Genomic DNA, 16,064 nt, shown 5'->3' on the forward strand with positions numbered 1-16,064 from the left:
TGCTCGATTGCCGCCCAAGGCCGGTACCCCATGTCCCATCCCTGCCTCACCTGCGGCGCCTGCTGCACCCAGTACCGTGTGGCGTTCCACTGGATGGAATCGGACGAGGTCACCCCCGGTGGCGTGCCGCATGAACTGACCCAGGTGCTGGACCCGCACCGGCTGTGCATGCGCGGCACCCTGTCCAAGCCGGTGTACTGCGTGGCGCTGGATGCGGAGATCGGCGTGTATTCCCGCTGCACCATCCACCCCAACCGGCCCAGCGTGTGCCGCGAGGTGGACGCCTCGTGGGAGTACGGCAAGGCCAGCCCGCAGTGCGACAAGGCGCGGGTAGCGCACGGCATGCCGGCCCTGACCCTGGCCGATTGGCGCTGGCGGGACGCAGCGGACAACGATGATGATCATCCCGACGACAACGGCAGTTCGCCGGCCCCGCAGGCGCCGATCGCGGCGTGAGGGTGCGCGTCCGGGGGTGATGGCCCGGAGCGAAGGGCAGCCGACCAACGGTCGGCTCTACCGGGGAGGGGTTCCGATTCGATCAAACGTCGGTACCCGGTGACGGGTTTCAATCCGCCCAATCGTCGGTGCACGGTGACGGGTTTCGATCCGACCGAACGTCGGTGCCCGGTGATGGGTTTCGATCCGCCCAACGTCGGCATCAACCGGTTGATCGGTAGGTGACGACCGTGGGTCGTCACGCCATCGGTCAGATCTGGTTGGCGTCCAGGAACGCCCGGATCTTCGGCACCAGCACCTCGTGCTTGTCTTCCAGCACGTAATGCCCGGCATCCTCGAAGGCATGCACCTGGGCCTGCGGCAGCGCGGCCTGGAAGCCGGCCAGGAAGTGGTGGTCGAACACGAAGTCACGCAGGCCCCAGCCGATGAAGGCCGGGCGGTCGGCGAACGACGGCAGCGCCTCACCGGCGCGCGCCAGCAGCGACCAGGCCTTGTCGGCCGGCGTCAGCGGGATGTCCTGCATGAAGCGGATGGTGCTGATGCGGTTGGCGTAGCTGTTGTACGGCGACACGTAAGCCCGGCGCACGTCGGCCGGCATCCTGCGCTCCACGCCCAGCCACGAGGCGCCGGAGGAAAACGCGTTGAACGTGCGGATGATCCACTCGCCCACCTTCCAGTGCCGGCCCAGCGCGATCTGCCACGGCATCTTCTTGGCCGCCGGCATCGGGAACGCCGCGGTGTTGAGCACCACCAGCCGTTTCACCTGCGCATGGTGCGACAGCGCCCAGCCGAAGCCGATCATGCCGCCCCAGTCGTGCACGGCCAGGGTGACCGGGCCGGTGATGCCCAAGTGCCGAAGCAGCGCGTCCAGGTCGTCCACGCGCGACTGCAGCGTGTAGTCGTAATGCGCGTCATCGGGCTTGTCCGACAGGCCCATGCCGATGTGGTCGGGCACGATGCAGCGGTATGTATCCGACAGCCCGGCCACCAGCGTGCGCCAGTAATAGCTCCACGACGGGTTGCCATGGACCATCACCACCACCTCGCCGTCGCGCGGGCCTTCGTCGAGGTAATTCATCGACAGGCCGGGGCGGACCTCGAAACGCTGCGGGTGGGCGGGGTAACCGGGAAGCTGGGGCATGCAATCGCACCTGTAAAAAGGGCCGGTAGTACCGGCCCTTGGAATCAACGCAGCGGTCTGCTTACCAGACCACTTCGGCCATCGAGCAGTTCAGGCCCGAACCGATGCCCAGCAGCGCGATGCGGTCGCCCTTCTTCAGGCGGCCCAGCTCCTTGAGCTTGCTCAGCACGATCGGCACCGAGGCCGGGCCGATGTTGCCGTGCTCGCCGAAGATGGTCATGACCTTCTTCGGGTCGATGCCGAAGTTCTTGATGAACGCGGCGGTGTGCGGCTGGCTGACCTGGTGGATGACGAACTGGTCCAGTTCGTCCACCGCCCAGCCCAGCGCTTCGCGCGCGGCGACGAAGGTCTTCTGCGCCAGCTTGATGCCTTCGATCAGCAGCATGCGGGTGTCGGTGACCATGCGGTCCAGGTTGCCGCGGCACAGCTGGTTCCACTCGGTGGCCGAGCGGGTCACGCCACCGCGGTAACGCGGGGCATCGGGCACCAGCTCGGTACGCGCCATCACCATGGCAGCGGCACCGCAGCCCAGGGTCAGGGCGGCCATCTCGTTGCGGAAGTCGTCGGCAGTCACGCCCGGCAGGGCCATGCGCTCGAGGGTCTTCTCGTAGACCAGGTTGGCGGTTTCGCCATCGACGATCAGGGCGTAGTCGATCTCACCGCGCTCAAGCATGCGCGCAGCGATGTCCATGCCGTTGATGAAGGCCAGGCAGGCATTGGCGACGTCGAAGGTCATGCATTCGTCGCCCACGCCCAGGTTGCCCGAGACGATGCTGGCCGTGGACGGCTCCAGGTAGTCGCGGCTGACCGAGGTGTTGACCAGCAGGCCGATCTTGTCGGCGCCGATGCCGGCGTCTTCCAGCGCCTTGCGGGCCGCCAGGGTGGCCGCGTCGGAGGCGAGCATGTCCGCGTCCCACAGGCGGCGGGCGTGGATGCCGGCGATGTCGCCGAGCACGTCGGTACGGATGCCCAGACGATCCAGCGTCGGCTGCAGACGTTCGTTGATTTCCTTGGACGTCAGCGTGTGCGGCGCGTCGATGTGCGCCAGGCCGGCGATAGAGACATTCTTGAAGAGCATCAGTTAGCGCCAAGGCTCAGGCAAAGGGGGCGCTATTGTAAGCCGGCGCTGCCTTCACCGCACCTTTACGAATTCACGCCCGGGCGTATGGTGCGGCCGGGCGGCCTGAAGGGTTCAGCGCGGCGGGCACTGGAAGGCCAGAAAGCGCTGGCTGCCATCGGCCGGCTGGCCGGCGGCCTGGACCGCATTGGCCCCGGCGCTGGGGGCTTCGTTGCGTGCCAGGGTTTCCAGTTCTTCCTGCACGCGCAAGGGGTTGCGGTTGTAGAAGCCCACCTTGCTCTTGACCGTCACCACCACCTCGCCCTTGGTCTGGCAGCCGCTGGGCACCTGCCCGGCCGGCAGCACGCGCACGGTCTTGCCCACCGGTTCGATCGGCACCCAGGTGCAGGCGGTGGCGCTGAGGGTGAGCAGGGAAATCAGAAGAACGCGCATGTGGGAAACCTGGCTGGGCGACGAGAAAGGAGTGTGCGGGAAACGGCTGAATCGGGGGTGATGGGGTGCCGGGCGGTGGCCCGGCCCCCCATCGGGTGGCGTTGTCGAGGGTGCCGGCCTGGGGCCGGCATTACCTTGGGTTGGGATCGCGTGGAGCCGGCCAGCGGCCGGCACTACCGGGCGGCGGGGGTGGCGGCCGGAGCCGTTTCCTTGCCGTCGGCGTCGATCACGTGGACCTCGCCGATGTTCAGCGCGCGCACTTCCTTCTCGGTCTGCTTGAGGTCGCCCACCACCACCCAGGTGAGGGTGTTGGGGTCCAGCGTGGCCGCGGCCTGCTGCACCTGCGCCGGGGTCATCGCCTCGATCTCGGCCTTGCGCTTGAACACATAGTCGTCCGGGCGCTGGTAACGCACGATGCCGCTGATGGTCCCCAGCACCGCGCTGGCGGTCTCATACGCACCGGGCAGGCTGAGCGTCTGGATGTTGCGGATGCGCGCCACTTCGGCGGCGGTGGCCGGCTTGGCACCGCTGGCGAAGTCGCGGATGTCCTTCTGCAGTTCCTGCATCGACTCGGCGGTCTTGTCGATCTGCACCGGGGCACGGGCGCCCCACGGACGCTGGCCCAGCGTGGACGGGGCGCTGCTGCCGGCGCCGTAGGACCAGTGCTTCTCCTCGCGCAGGTTCATGTTCAGGCGCGAGGTGAAGTCGCCGCCCAGCACGCCGTTGGCGATGTCGAAGCGGGTGCTGCCCGGGTCCATCGCCGAGGGCACCAGCTGGCTGGCAAACAGGTTGGCCTGCACCGCGCCGGGCTGGTCGATCAGGTACACGCGGGCATGGGTGGGACGGGCCACGTCGGCCGGTGCCTTGACCTGCGGCGCGGTGCCGGTGCTCTTCCAGTCGCCGAACTGGCGCTCCAGCAGCGGCACGATGTCCTTCAGGGTGGTGTCACCCACCACGATCAGGGTGCCCTGTTCGGGGCGCAGCGCGTCACGGTGGAAGCTGACCAGGTCGTCGCGGGTCAGCGACTGGATGTCCGCCTCGTTGCCGCTGCCGGTGAACGGAATGGCATACGGATGCCCGGCGCCGTAGAGCAGGGTGGGCATGACCCGCATCGCGGCCGCGCTGGGGTTGACCTTTTCCTGCTGGATGCCGGCGATCCAGGTCGCCTTGACCCGGTCGATCTCGCCCTGCTCGAAGCGCGGCTGGCGCAGCATGTCCGCGTACAGCGCCAGCGACGGCGCCAGGTTTTCCTTCAAGGCCGACAGGTAGACGCTGGCACTGTCCAGCGATGCCGAGGCGCCCAGGGTGGCACCCAGTGCGTCGGCGGCGTTGGCGAAGGGCAGCGCGCCGAGCTTGCCGGCGCCTTCACCCATCAGGTCCATGGTGAAGTTGGCGGTGCCCTGCTTGCGGCCCTGGTCGGCGGTGAAGCCACCGGGGAACTCATAGCTGAACTGCACCACCGGGATGTCGTGGCGCTCGGCCAGGATCACCTTGGTGCCGTTCTTCAACGTGGCGCGGTGCAGCTGCGGGAACTTCAGTTCCGGGAAGGTCTTGGTCTGCGGTACGCCGGTGCTGCGGTCGACCTGCTTGGGCAGGGTGGTGTACTTGGCATCCACGGCCGGCACGGTGAACGGCTTGGGCGACTGCGACGGCAGTTCGGCCAGCGCAACGCGCGCGCCCGGTTCCACCACGATGGTGTGGTCGCCCACGCCCAGCCACTTGGCGCCTACCGCACGCACGTCGGCGGCGCTGGCCGCGTCGATGTTGGCCAGCGATCGGCGGAAGCAGCCCGGGTCGCCTTCGAACACGGTGCACTCGGCCAGCGCGTCGGCCTTGCCGCCGAACCCGCCGATGCGCTCGATGCCGCGGATGAAGCCGGCACGGAACGCGGTCTTGCCGCGGCTCAGTTCGTCGGCGGTGGGACCGTCCTTGGCCAGGCGCTTGATCTCTTCATCGATGATCGCCTCCACCTTGGCCGGGTCCACGCCCTGCTTGACCGTGGCCATCACCACGAAGTTGGAGCCCAGCTGCGAGCTGTAGGCGCCGGCGCTGATGTTGTCCACCAGCTTGTCCTGGTGCAGCAGGCGCTGGTCCAGGCGCGAGGACTTGGCCCCGCCCAGCACCTGGGCAAACAGCTGCAGCTGGTCGATGTCGGTGGTGCCGACCTGGGCCACGTTCCAGGCGCGGTAGATGCGCGCCTGCGGCACCTTGTCGGTCATCACCTCGCGGGTGCTCTTCTCGCGCTGGGCCACGTCCACCTTGGGCTGGGCCATGGTCGGGCCGGCCGGGATGTCACCGAAGTAGCGGGCGACCTTTTCCTTGGCGGTCGCCACGTCGATGTCGCCGGCCAGCACCAGCACCGCGTTGTTGGGGCCGTACCAGGTGCGGAACCAGGTTTTGACGTCATCCAGCGACGCGGCGTTGAGATCGTTCATCGAACCGATCACGCCGTGGTGGTACGGGTGGCCCTCCGGGTACATGGCGCGGGTCAGCTTGTCCCACACCTGCCCATAGGGCTGGTTCTCGCCCTGGCGCTTCTCGTTCTGGACCACGCCGCGCTGTTCGTCGAGCGCGGCCTGGTCGATCGCGCCAACCAGGTGGCCCATGCGGTCGGACTCCATCCACAGCGCCATGTCCAGCGCGGTGGTGGGCACGTTCTCGAAGTAGTTGGTGCGGTCGGTATTGGTGGTGCCGTTCTGGCCGGTCACGCCGACCTGCTTGAAGGGTTCGAAATATTCGCCGTCGTGGTTTTCGCTGCCCTGGAACATCAGGTGTTCGAACAGGTGCGCAAAGCCGGTGCGACCGGCCGGTTCGTCCTTGCTGCCCACGTGGTACCAGACGTTGACCGCCACGATCGGCGCCTTGCGGTCGGTGTGCACCACCACGCGCAGGCCATTGGGAAGGGTGAACTGCTCGAACGGAATGTCGACCTTGGCCGGCGTGGCGGGCTTGGCCAGCGCAGGGGCCGGCACGACGCTGCCCAGGGCGGCGGAGAGCGCTACAGCCAGCAGCGCGGCACGCGGGCGAAATTGGACGGTCATTCCGGTTCCTTGGTCATGAAAGTGAAGGCCGATCCTAGCGCGTGACGGGCGCCTGCGGCATCGGCCAACAGTCACTGCGGGTCCCGTGGGTGTTTTCGGGGTTGAAGGCCAGGGCAGCGGTCAGCTCGGCCCTGCCTGAACGCCTGGGCGCGGACACCTGCGCACCGCCATCGGACAGGTGTCCGGACAGCGGACACTCCGTCAGTGGCGAAAAATCCTTACGAATCAACGAGAAAAAGTTGGCACGGCACCTGCTTGGTACTGGCTGTGGCAAAGGCAGGAACAGATCCAACATGACTGCCCGCTGAACCGAAACGAAAAAGTTGAAATTGTTCTTGCATGCCCCGAATCGGTGTACTACCTTACTACCACACCACTGCCCACCAACACTAAACAGGCCCGCCATGAACACCAAGACCCTCGCCATTGCCATCGCCCTCGCCGCCGGCGCCGCGTTTGCTTCGAACGTGCAGGCCGCCACCATCACCACCCTGGACACCGTGCAGGTGCGTCCGTCGGCCGACCAGATCGCCCAGGCCGAGATCGAGCGCACCAGCGCCATTCCGACCCTGGCCCTGGTGGAAGTCCGCCCGGGCGCCGGCCTGATCGCCGACTACCGCGCCGAGCTGGCCGGCAGCCGCCGCGTGACCACGCTGGCCGCCGTCGAAGTCCGTCCGACCGCCGAGCAGTACCAGGCGCTGGCGGCCGAGCAGGTGACCCACCGCGATTACGTGGCCACGCTGGCCGCCGCTGCCACCGCCGTGGCCCGCGACGTGATCGTCAATCTGCCGGCCCTGCAGGTGCGCCCGTCGTCTGCCGATCTGCAGGCCCTGGCGCTGGAAACCGCTGCCCAGGTGCTGGTCCGTCCGTAATCGGTTGCTGCGGTAACACGCAGCAGCCGCGTAAACTGCGGCCATGACCGCGCCCACGTTCCACGTCATCCTGTTCCAACCCGAAATTCCGCCGAACACCGGCAATGTGATCCGCCTCTGCGCCAACACCGGCGCGCGGCTGCACCTGATCGAGCCGCTCGGTTTCGACCTGAGCGACAAGCAGCTCAAGCGCGCCGGCCTGGACTATCACGAATACGCTCGACTGCAGGTCCATCCCGACCTGGACACCGCCCTGCAGGCCATTGCACCCAAGCGTCTGTTTGCCCTGAGTACCCGCGGCAGCGTGCGTTACGACACCCCGCAGTTCGACGATGGCGATGCCTTCCTGTTCGGCCCGGAAACCCGCGGCCTGCCCCAGGACCTGCTCGACGCGCTCCCCGATGGCCGGCGCCTGCGCCTGCCAATGCAGCCGGACAACCGCAGCCTCAATCTGTCCAACACGGTCGCCGTGGTGATGTACGAGGCTTGGCGGCAGCGCGGGTTTGCCGGCGGGGTGTAGTTCGCGTTTGTGCGGCGCACCGGTACCCTGCGCTCCTCGGTCCGTCGGGGGGACGGCGCGGAACCGGCGGCGCTCATTCGCTCCGCCGGTTCCGCGGTGCTCGGCTCGCTTCCAAGCGAGCCCGACAGCCGCACATTGGATGCCTTCTGCCTGGATCAATCAGGGGCGGGCACCATCGCCTCACCCAGAGTGTGTGAGCTTGCCCAGGGAAGAAAACTCCAGACCATCAATATCAGCATGTGCACCGCACATGCCCAAGCCAGTAGCAGTGGGATCAATGCCGCCGGATGAGACTCTCAGCGCATCCACATGTTTCTCGATAGCCACGACGCCTAGTTCGGACTCATAAATCAGCTTTCCGGCTACTGGCTTCATATGCAGCACAAATGTGCAGACATGCTGCATCGACTGGGTACTATGCAGCTCAACCCTGTATCCCTTTGATTCTTCGACGATCGACAGGCCGTCCCTGAAGTCGTCGCGGCAACTACGTCCGGTGCGCGGTTCAGTGCAGAGATCGCTCGGCTGCGAGTACTGGCCTGTCCATGCCTCCCCGTCCCGGTTGCCTGCCAACGCCGCCTGCAGCGCGCAGGCGTGGAAGACCAACGAGAACCACACCAGCGTCTTTGCAAGATTGTTTTTCATTCATCTAACCTCTCGTGCTGGGCGTTGCATGTTGCGCACCTTCCTGGGCCATGCCGGCCAGCGGCCGGCACTACCGATCCGCTCAGAACGCGTTGATGCCCGTCAGCTCCCGCCCGATCACCAGCTGGTGCACGGTTTCGGTGCCTTCGTAGGTGATGACCGATTCCAGGTTCAGCGCGTGGCGGATCGCCATGTGCTCGGTGGTGATGCCGGCACCGCCGAGCAGGTCGCGGCATTCGCGGGCGATGTCGATGGCCATGCGGCAGTTGTTCCACTTGGCCAGGCTGACCTGCTGCGGCTGCAGCTGGCCGGCGTCCTTCAACCGGCCCAGCTGCAAGGCCAGCAGCTGCGCGGTGGTGATGCGCCGGGCCATGTCGGCCAGCTTGATCTGTGCACTCTGCGTGGCAGCCACCGGCCGGCCGAACAGCACGCGCTGCTTGGTGTAGTTCAGCGCCTCGTCCAGGCAGGCCACCGCCGCGCCGATCGGGCCCCAGCTGATGCCGTAGCGCGCCTGGTTCAAGCAGCCCAGCGGGCCTTTCAGGCCCTGCACGTTGGGCAGGCGGTTGCGCTCGGGCACGCGCACGTTGTCGAAGAACAGCGCGCCGGTGAGCGAGGCGCGCAGGCTCATCTTGTGCTTGATTTCCTGCGTGGTGAAGCCGGCCATGCCCTTTTCCAGCACGAAGCCCTGGATACCGTCTTCGGTGTGTGCCCAGACGATGGCGATGTCGGCCACCGGGCCGCTGGTGATCCACATCTTGCTGCCGTTGACCAGCCAGTCGCCGCCGTCGCGCACCGCGCGCGTCTTCATCGCCGCCGGGTCGGAGCCGCCGTGCGCTTCGGTCAGGCCGAAGCAGCCGATCACCTTGCCGGCGGCCATGTCGGGCAGCCAGCGCGTGCGCTGCTCCTCGCTGCCGTAGGCAAAGATCGGGTACATGCACAGCGAGCTCTGCACCGACACGAAGCTGCGCAGGCCCGAATCGCCGCGTTCCAGTTCCTGGCAGATCAGCCCGTAGCTGACCGCGTTGAGCCCGCCGCCGCCGTACTGCTCGGGCAGGCTGCAGCCGAGCAGGCCCAGCGCGGCGATCTCCGGGATCAACTCGTCCGGGAAGCGCCCCTGGTCGAAGGCGTCGCCGATGATCGGCAGCACGCGCTCGTCGGTGAAGCGCGCCACCGTGGCCTGCACGGCGCGCTCCTCGTCGCTGAGCAGGGAGCGGACATCAAACAGGTCATACGGATTCAGTGACATGGCTACCCGGGCGTGATGGCGATCAAACAGGGGGCCATTGTGGTCGCTGCGCCGCGCCGGGCCAAGGCACGCCGCAGCACGGCCTACACTGTGGCTTCCCTCGTACAGGAGCCGGACATGCGGATCCGCGACGAACACCCCGCCGACCGGGATGCCATCCATGCCCTCACCCGCGCGGCCTTCGCCGACGCCCCGCATAGCAGCGGCACCGAACAGTTCATCGTCGATGCGCTGCGCGATGCCGGCGCGCTGGCGGTGTCGCTGGTGGCCGAAGACGACGATGGCATCGTGGGCCACCTGGCGCTGTCGCCGGTGCAGCTCAGCGACGGCAGCCTGCACTGGTACGGGCTGGGGCCGATCTCGGTGGCACCGGAGAAGCAGGGTCGCGGTATCGGCAGCGCCTTGATGCACGCCGCGATCGAGGCCCTGCAGCAGCGCCAGGCCGCCGGCTGCGTGGTGCTGGGCGATCCGGGCTACTACGGGCGGTTCGGGTTCGAAGCCGACCCGCGCCTGCGCCTGCCGGGCATCCCGGCCGCGTTCTTCCAGGCGCGCCGGTTGCGCGGCGACAGCCCCGATGCCGACGTGCGCTACCACGCCGGCTTCGAAGCCAGCGCGTGAAACCGGGCGACAGCACGCGCGCCGCGCGCGCATCCGCACATTGATGCAGCGCAACAAAAACACCCGCGAACGGTGTCGCGACGTGGTGCCAACGTCGGCGATCTAGGCGTAAACGCCGCGTCCCGGTACCCTGCTCATCTGATCCAGCCGTTGCGCCGTGTGTCCCGCGCGCGATTCCCAGGCAACCGCCGCCGGCTCCGGCCGACGGTACTACCCAAGAGTTACGCACCCCCATGAGCGAACAGATCCCCGCCCTGCCCCCGCGTGAAGCCATGGAATTCGACGTGGTGATCGTCGGTGCCGGCCCCGCCGGCCTGGCCACCGCGATCCGCCTGCGCCAGCGCGCCATCGAGGCCGGCCGCGAGTTGTCGGTATGCATCCTGGAAAAGGGCTCCGAGCCCGGCGCGCACATCCTGTCCGGCGCCATCATGGACCCGCGCGCGCTCACTGAACTGTTCCCGGACTGGGCCGAGCGCGGCGCACCGCTGAAGCAGAAGGTCACCCGCGACGAGTTCCTGTTCCTGAGTGAAACCGGCGCGCGTGGCACCCCGCACGCGCTGCTGCCCGAGTGCTTCCACAACGACGGCAACTACATCGTCAGCCTGGGCGAGGTCACCCGCTGGCTGGCCCAGCAGGCCGAAGCGCTGGAAGTGTCGATCTTCCCCGGCTTCCCCGCCGCCGAAGTGCTGTACACCGCCGACGGCGCGGTGATGGGCGTGGCCACCGGCGACATGGGCATCGAAAAGAACGGCCAGCCCGGCCCGAACTTCGAGCGCGGCATGGAACTGCATGCCAAGTACACGATCTTCGCCGAAGGCTCGCGCGGCCACCTCGGCCGCCAGCTGATCGCCCGCTACCAGCTCGATGCCGGCAAGGACCCGCAGGCCTACGGCATCGGCATCAAGGAGCTGTGGCAGATCGACCCGGCCAAGCATGAGCCGGGCCTGGTGGTGCACGCCGCCGGCTGGCCGCTGGACAACGACACCTACGGCGGCGCGTTCCTGTACCACGCCGACGGTGGCAAGGTATCGATCGGCTACGTGGTCGGCTTGGATTACAAGAACCCGTGGCTGAGCCCCTTCGAGGAGTTCCAGCGTTTCAAGACCCACCCGTCCATCCGCACGCACCTGGAAGGCGGCAAGCGCATCGGTTACGGCGCCCGCGCGATCACCGCCGGTGGCCTGATGTCGCTGCCCAAGACCGTGTTTCCCGGTGGCGCGCTGGTCGGCTGCGAAGCCGGCTACCTCAACGTCAGCCGGATCAAGGGCAGCCACGCGGCGATCAAGACCGGCATGCTGGCTGCCGATGCCGCCTTCGATGCGCTGGCGGCCGACCGCCAGCACGACGAACTGAGCGCGTACCCGGCCGCGTTCGACAGCAGCTGGCTGCATGACGAGCTCAAGCAGTCCAAGAACTTCAAGCAGTGGTTCAAGAAGGGCCAGACCGTGGCCACGCTGATGACCGGCATCGAGCAGTGGCTGCTGCCCAAGCTGGGCATCCGCAACCCGCCGTGGACGCTGCGCCACAGCACGCCGGACCATGCCTGCCTGGAACCGGCGGACAAGCACACCAGAATCGTCTATCCCAAGCCCGATGGCGTGCTCACCTTCGACCGGCTCAGCTCGGTGTTCCTGAGCAGCACCAACCACGCCGAAGACCAGCCCAGCCACCTCACGCTGAAGGACGCCAGCGTGCCGGTGCAGGTCAACCTGGCCGAATACGCCGGCCCGGAAGCGCGTTACTGCCCCGCCGGCGTGTACGAGTTCGTGGGTGCGCAGGGCAGCGAACAGCTGCAGATCAACGCGCAGAACTGCGTGCACTGCAAGACCTGCGACATCAAGGATCCCACCCAGAACATCGTGTGGGTGACCCCGCAGGGCGGCGGCGGCCCGAACTACACCGGCATGTGAGGCACCGCGCCTGCGGCCTTTGGTCGCAGGCCGCAGCGGCGCGGGCGCTGGCTATCATCTGCGCTCGCCCTTGCCCGACGATCCCGACGATGCCGTTGCTGCGCCTGTGCTGTGTGCTGGTTGCCTGCCTGGGGCTGGCCGCCTGCGCGCGCGCGCCGCAGACGCCCGAACAACAGCACCAGCAGCAGCTGCAGCGCGCGTTCGCGATCTGCGCCGGCTGCCACACCGTCACCCCCGGGGGCGTGCACCGCTTCGGCCCCAACCTGCACGGCGTGATCGGGCGGCGTGCCGGCAGCCTGGGCGACTACCCCTATTCCAACGCCATGCGCCAAGCCGACATCACCTGGAACGAGACGACCCTGGATGCGTTCCTGCGCGCACCGGCCAGCGTGGTGCCCGGTTCGCGCATGCTCAACGCCACCGCCGATCCGGAGCGACGCAGGCAGGTGATCGAGTACCTGCAGCAAGCGCGCTGAGACGCGCGCCAACCATCACGTGGCCTGCAGCGACGCCAGATAATCGCGCAATGCCTGTTCGAAGGCCTCGATGTCGGCATGGCAACTCTCCACGCCGGCCGCGTCGATCTGCGCCATCAATGTGCGCGCCTGCTCCACCAGGCCCATGGCACCGAGCGTGCCCAGCCCGCCCGCGATGCGGTGCAGGACTTCTGCGGCCGCCTGGCTGTCGCCGTCGGCGCGCGCGGCCTGGCCGCGCTGCAGGTCGTCCTCGGTGGTGCTGCGCATGCTGTCGATCATCACGCTGGCCACGTGCCCGGAGCCGAAGCGTTGCACGATGGCGGCGCGATTGGGGGCCGCGGCACCGCCCGGGGTGGGCGGCGGTGGCACACCGTCGACCGCGCCGCCGCTGTGACCGGGCAACCAGCGCACCAGCACCTGGCGCAGCGTGGCCAGCGCCACCGGTTTGGCCAGCAGGTCATCCATGCCCGCCTCGCGGCAGCGCTGCAGGTCTTCGGCCAGGGCGCTGGCGGTGAGTGCGATCACCGGCACCCGTGGCGCGCTCGTTTCCCGCTCGCGTTCGCGCAGCCGCCGGGTCATGGCATAGCCATCCATCACCGGCATGCGGCAATCGGTGATGACCAGATCGAAGTGGGTGTTCGCCAGCAGGTCCAGCGCGGCCTGCCCGTGCGCGGCAACATCGTGGGCCAGGCCCAGCTGCTGCAGCCGCCAGCGCATCAGCGCCTGGTTGGTGGGATGGTCCTCCACCACCAGCACGCGCAACGCCTGCAGCGCCGCCGGGAGGGCGGCCACCCGGTCCGGATCCGACGGCGCGGCATCGCCCGGCTCCAGTGCCGGCACCACCGGCAATGGCAGCCGCACCACCACTTCAGTGCCTTCGCCCGGCGTGCTGTGCAGGTCGAGGTGGCCGCCCATCAATGCCACCAGCCGCTGGCAGATGCTCAGGCCCAGGCCGGTGCCGCCGTACTGCCGCGTGGTGGCGATGTCGGCCTGGGCGAATGGCTTGAACAGGCGTTCGCGCTGCTCGGCGGAAATGCCGATCCCCGTGTCGGCCACGCGCAGGCAGAGCGGCTGCGCCCCGTCGATGTCGACGTCCCTGTCTTCGTCCAGGCCGAGGGTGATGGACACCTCGCCGTGCTCGGTGAACTTGATCGCATTGCTGAGCAGGTTGAACACGATCTGGCGCAGGCGCATGCCGTCGCCCAGGTGCATCGGGGCCACTGCCGGGTCCACGTGCAGCTGCAACGCCAGGCCCTTTGACGAGGCCTGCGGCGACAGCAGCTGCTGCACGTTGTCGAGCAACCTGCGCAACGCCACCGGCTGCAGTTCCAGCGGCAACGCACCGGCTTCGATCCGCGAGTAGTCCAGGATGTCGTCGAGGATATGGCGCAGCATCTGCGCCGAGTCCTCGATCACGGCGATGATGCGCCGCTGCTCGCCGTCCAGCGGCGTGTGCGCCAGCACTTCCACCATCCCCAGCACGCCACTCATCGGCGTGCGTATCTCATGGCTCATGGTGGCCAGGAAGTCCGACTTGGCCGCCGTGGCACGCTCGGCGGCGGCCTTGGCTGCCACCAGTGCATCGGCTTGGGCGCGGGCCTCGGTGACATCCACCCAGTAGCCGCTCCACAGCATGGCACCGTCGTCGACCGCGTAGGGCAGCGCACGCGACCGTATCCAGCGCACCTCCCCGTGCGGGCAGGTGCGGAACTCCATGTCCAGCACGGTGAAATCGCGCACGGCCTGCTCAAGCGTCTGCCGCACGCGCTCCCGGTCGTGCACGTCGATGCGCTCCATCACCAAGCCTTCGTCGGCCATCGCCTCGGCCACGCTGATCCCGAACAGGGCCTCCATGTCACCGGCAATGTAAGGAAACGAGAACTGGCCATCACTGTCGCGCCGCGCCTGGTAGACGGTGGCCGGCAGGTTGTCGGTGACCTCGGCCAGGCGTTGTTCGAGATGCCGTCGCATGGCGACCTCGCGGCGCAGGCGCCAGTGGCCCCACCCATGCACCACGATGGCGGTCAGCAGCACCAGCGACAGCGGCACCGCCCAGCGCGCGATCGCGCGCCAGTCCACGTCGCTGTGGTATTCGGCCGACAGCCAGTCGCCACGGATCGCCTCATGCTCGCGCGGGGTCAGGTTGAGCAGCACCCGGTCGAAGGTGGTGGCCAGCGGCGCGTACTCGCGCTTGACCGCCAGCGACAGGCGGTCGCTGAAGCCGGCCGGTGCGGCAACGTGCAGCTGCGCGGGGTATCGGTCGCGCACGATGCGGTCGACCATGGCCAGGTTGCCGACGTAGGCATCGGCGTCGCCGTTGGCCAGCCGCTCCAGGGCCTGCTCGGTGCTGCGCGCCGGCACGATGCGCGCCTTGGGCGCGTGCTGCAGGATGTAGCCGCGCAACCGGTCCGGGTCCGAAAGCAGGATGCTGCGCCCGTCCAGGTCGGCCAGGGCCAGTACCGACGGGCTGCCGCTGCCCACCACGATCACGTTGGGCACGGTGATGAAGGGTTGGCTGAACACCCAGCCCTCGCCCAGGTAGGCCGAGTCGTTGGGAATGCCCATGATCGCGTCGACCTCGCCGCGGCGCATCTGCTCGCGCACCTCGAACCAGTCGTGTGCCGGTACGCGCACCAGATGCGCGCCGACCATGCGCAGCTGGCGCAGGTAGTCGCCAGCCACGCCGCTGGGCTGGTCGGCCTGGTCGACGAACGCCAGCGGTGCCGCATTCGGCGCAAAGCCCAGGCGCAGGGGCGTGGACAGCACGCGCTTCTCGGCGTTGCCCAGGATCAGCCGCGACTGGGTGGACCAGTGCAGCGGACCCAGCCAGCGCTGGGCCAATGCGTCGCGTTCGGCGCGGGTCAGCTGCGCCAGCCCGTTGTCCAGCGCCTCGGCCAGCGGCTGCTCGGCGTTGGGGACGCCGAAGTGCAGGCGCTCCGGTGGCAGGTCGCTGGGCCTGAGCAGGGTGATCCGCTCCATCGCGTGCCGCTGGATCAGGGTGCTGGCCACGTGTGCATTGCCGATGTACACGTCGGCCTCGTTGTCGCTGACCATCTTCAACGCGGCCAGCGTATCGGCCGCGGTGATCCGCAGCGCACCGGGAAAACGGGCGCGCACCTGGTCGCGGGTGACGAACTCGCGCTCGGTCACCACGCGCAGGCCGTGCAGGTCCGGATCGGTCGAGGTGCGGGTATCGTCCAGCCGACCCACCACGGCCAACGCCGCCGAGGCGTAGCCGCGGGTGTAGACCATGCAGCGGGTGCGGTCCGGGGTCAGGGTGACGTTCATCACCACATCGACCTCGCCCCGGCAGGCCGCGTCCAGCACCTCCGCCCAGTCGCGGTAGACGCGCACCTCCACGCGGATGCCCAGGCGCTGTGCAAGCAGGCTCAGGTAGTCATAGCCCAGGCCTTCCGGCTTGCCGTCGCGCAGGGACTCGAACGGCGGCCAGCCGCTGTCGTACAGGCCAAGGATGATGGTAGGGTGCCGACCAAGCCATTCACTCTGGCGAGGCGAAAGCGTCGGGCCGGTGGCGGGTGCATCGGCCCCTGCGGCCAGCATCGGCACGCAGGCCAGGACGATCAGCAGCAGCCAGCGGACAACCGGAGTACGCATGCAGTCCCATCTCC

13 protein-coding genes are annotated in these 16,064 nt (G+C 68.2%); 6 read left to right on the forward strand and 7 right to left on the reverse strand.

Annotated features, from left to right (window positions below; genetic code table 11):
• Positions 1–30: 30 nt before the first annotated feature.
• Positions 31–456, forward strand: a complete 426-nt coding sequence (locus DX03_RS18965) for a YkgJ family cysteine cluster protein (RefSeq protein ID WP_038691207.1) — start codon at positions 31–33, stop codon at positions 454–456.
• A gap of 250 nt (positions 457–706) precedes the next feature.
• Here DX03_RS18965 and DX03_RS18970 read toward each other — a convergent pair whose 3' ends face one another.
• The 4 genes from DX03_RS18970 to DX03_RS18985 all read right to left on the reverse strand — a co-directional run bounded on the left by DX03_RS18970 (position 707) and on the right by DX03_RS18985 (position 6,148).
• A complete protein-coding gene (locus tag DX03_RS18970; protein WP_038691208.1) occupies positions 707–1,597 on the reverse strand; it encodes an alpha/beta fold hydrolase in 891 nt (296 codons plus the stop codon).
• 61 nt (positions 1,598–1,658) lie between these two features.
• On the reverse strand, positions 1,659–2,675 hold the full coding sequence (locus DX03_RS18975) for a 3-oxoacyl-ACP synthase III (protein WP_038691210.1): 1,017 nt from the start codon (positions 2,673–2,675) through the stop codon (positions 1,659–1,661).
• 114 nt (positions 2,676–2,789) lie between these two features.
• On the reverse strand, positions 2,790–3,107 hold the full coding sequence (locus DX03_RS18980) for a DUF4156 domain-containing protein (RefSeq protein ID WP_038691212.1): 318 nt from the start codon (positions 3,105–3,107) through the stop codon (positions 2,790–2,792).
• Between the two features lie 173 nt (positions 3,108–3,280).
• Positions 3,281–6,148 (reverse strand): M16 family metallopeptidase, encoded by a 2,868-nt coding sequence (locus DX03_RS18985; RefSeq protein WP_038691214.1) that lies wholly within the window; start codon positions 6,146–6,148, stop codon positions 3,281–3,283.
• Between the two features lie 404 nt (positions 6,149–6,552).
• Here DX03_RS18985 and DX03_RS18990 point away from each other — a divergent pair, with 404 nt between their 5' ends.
• Together DX03_RS18990 and trmL are read left to right on the forward strand one after the other, a co-directional pair.
• Positions 6,553–7,020 (forward strand): XAC0231 family protein, encoded by a 468-nt coding sequence (locus DX03_RS18990; protein WP_038691216.1) that lies wholly within the window; start codon positions 6,553–6,555, stop codon positions 7,018–7,020.
• A gap of 43 nt (positions 7,021–7,063) precedes the next feature.
• The gene (trmL, locus tag DX03_RS18995; protein WP_038691218.1) at positions 7,064–7,540 is read left to right on the forward strand and encodes a tRNA (uridine(34)/cytosine(34)/5-carboxymethylaminomethyluridine(34)-2'-O)-methyltransferase TrmL; all 477 of its coding nucleotides are present in this window, start codon (positions 7,064–7,066) and stop codon (positions 7,538–7,540) included.
• Positions 7,541–7,720: 180 nt separating this feature from the next.
• Here the strand turns inward: trmL and DX03_RS19000 are convergent, their stop codons facing one another.
• Entirely contained in the window at positions 7,721–8,185 is a 465-nt protein-coding gene (locus DX03_RS19000; protein ID WP_038691220.1) for a hypothetical protein, read from the reverse strand.
• Positions 8,186–8,267: 82 nt separating this feature from the next.
• A complete protein-coding gene (locus DX03_RS19005) occupies positions 8,268–9,431 on the reverse strand; it encodes an acyl-CoA dehydrogenase family protein (protein WP_038691223.1) in 1,164 nt (387 codons plus the stop codon).
• A gap of 117 nt (positions 9,432–9,548) precedes the next feature.
• On the opposite strand from DX03_RS19005, the gene DX03_RS19010 reads away from it, so the two are divergent.
• The 3 genes from DX03_RS19010 to DX03_RS19020 all read left to right on the forward strand — a co-directional run bounded on the left by DX03_RS19010 (position 9,549) and on the right by DX03_RS19020 (position 12,435).
• Positions 9,549–10,049, forward strand: coding sequence for a GNAT family N-acetyltransferase (locus tag DX03_RS19010; RefSeq protein ID WP_051599017.1), 501 nt, complete (start codon positions 9,549–9,551; stop codon positions 10,047–10,049).
• A gap of 233 nt (positions 10,050–10,282) precedes the next feature.
• Positions 10,283–11,959 carry an electron transfer flavoprotein-ubiquinone oxidoreductase gene (locus tag DX03_RS19015; RefSeq protein ID WP_038691225.1) on the forward strand — a complete coding sequence of 559 codons (1,677 nt, stop codon included), beginning with the start codon at positions 10,283–10,285 and terminating at the stop codon, positions 11,957–11,959.
• Positions 11,960–12,048: 89 nt separating this feature from the next.
• Complete coding sequence (locus DX03_RS19020) at positions 12,049–12,435, forward strand: c-type cytochrome (RefSeq protein WP_081797284.1); 387 nt, start codon at positions 12,049–12,051, stop codon at positions 12,433–12,435.
• Between the two features lie 15 nt (positions 12,436–12,450).
• On the opposite strand, the gene DX03_RS19025 is transcribed toward DX03_RS19020, so the two are convergent.
• Positions 12,451–16,050 (reverse strand): ATP-binding protein, encoded by a 3,600-nt coding sequence (locus DX03_RS19025; RefSeq protein WP_038691227.1) that lies wholly within the window; start codon positions 16,048–16,050, stop codon positions 12,451–12,453.
• Between the last annotated feature and the right edge of the window lie 14 nt (positions 16,051–16,064).

This window comes from Stenotrophomonas rhizophila (assembly GCF_000661955.1).
Classification (GTDB): domain Bacteria; phylum Pseudomonadota; class Gammaproteobacteria; order Xanthomonadales; family Xanthomonadaceae; genus Stenotrophomonas; species Stenotrophomonas rhizophila.

What these genes read in the sequence shown, in the direction of transcription:
- DX03_RS18980 (WP_038691212.1), bottom strand. Translation starts at nt 3,107, where the DNA reads ATGCGCGTTCTTCTGATTTCCCTGCTCACCCTCAGCGCCACCGCCTGC.
- DX03_RS18970 (WP_038691208.1), bottom strand. Translation starts at nt 1,597, where the DNA reads ATGCCCCAGCTTCCCGGTTACCCCGCCCACCCGCAGCGTTTCGAGGTC.
- DX03_RS19025 (WP_038691227.1), bottom strand. Translation starts at nt 16,050, where the DNA reads ATGCGTACTCCGGTTGTCCGCTGGCTGCTGCTGATCGTCCTGGCCTGC.
- trmL (WP_038691218.1), top strand. Translation starts at nt 7,064, where the DNA reads ATGACCGCGCCCACGTTCCACGTCATCCTGTTCCAACCCGAAATTCCG.
- DX03_RS19000 (WP_038691220.1), bottom strand. Translation starts at nt 8,185, where the DNA reads ATGAAAAACAATCTTGCAAAGACGCTGGTGTGGTTCTCGTTGGTCTTC.
- DX03_RS19005 (WP_038691223.1), bottom strand. Translation starts at nt 9,431, where the DNA reads ATGTCACTGAATCCGTATGACCTGTTTGATGTCCGCTCCCTGCTCAGC.
- DX03_RS19010 (WP_051599017.1), top strand. Translation starts at nt 9,549, where the DNA reads ATGCGGATCCGCGACGAACACCCCGCCGACCGGGATGCCATCCATGCC.
- DX03_RS18975 (WP_038691210.1), bottom strand. Translation starts at nt 2,675, where the DNA reads ATGCTCTTCAAGAATGTCTCTATCGCCGGCCTGGCGCACATCGACGCG.
- DX03_RS18985 (WP_038691214.1), bottom strand. Translation starts at nt 6,148, where the DNA reads ATGACCGTCCAATTTCGCCCGCGTGCCGCGCTGCTGGCTGTAGCGCTC.
- DX03_RS19015 (WP_038691225.1), top strand. Translation starts at nt 10,283, where the DNA reads ATGAGCGAACAGATCCCCGCCCTGCCCCCGCGTGAAGCCATGGAATTC.
- DX03_RS18990 (WP_038691216.1), top strand. Translation starts at nt 6,553, where the DNA reads ATGAACACCAAGACCCTCGCCATTGCCATCGCCCTCGCCGCCGGCGCC.
- DX03_RS18965 (WP_038691207.1), top strand. Translation starts at nt 31, where the DNA reads ATGTCCCATCCCTGCCTCACCTGCGGCGCCTGCTGCACCCAGTACCGT.
- DX03_RS19020 (WP_081797284.1), top strand. Translation starts at nt 12,049, where the DNA reads ATGCCGTTGCTGCGCCTGTGCTGTGTGCTGGTTGCCTGCCTGGGGCTG.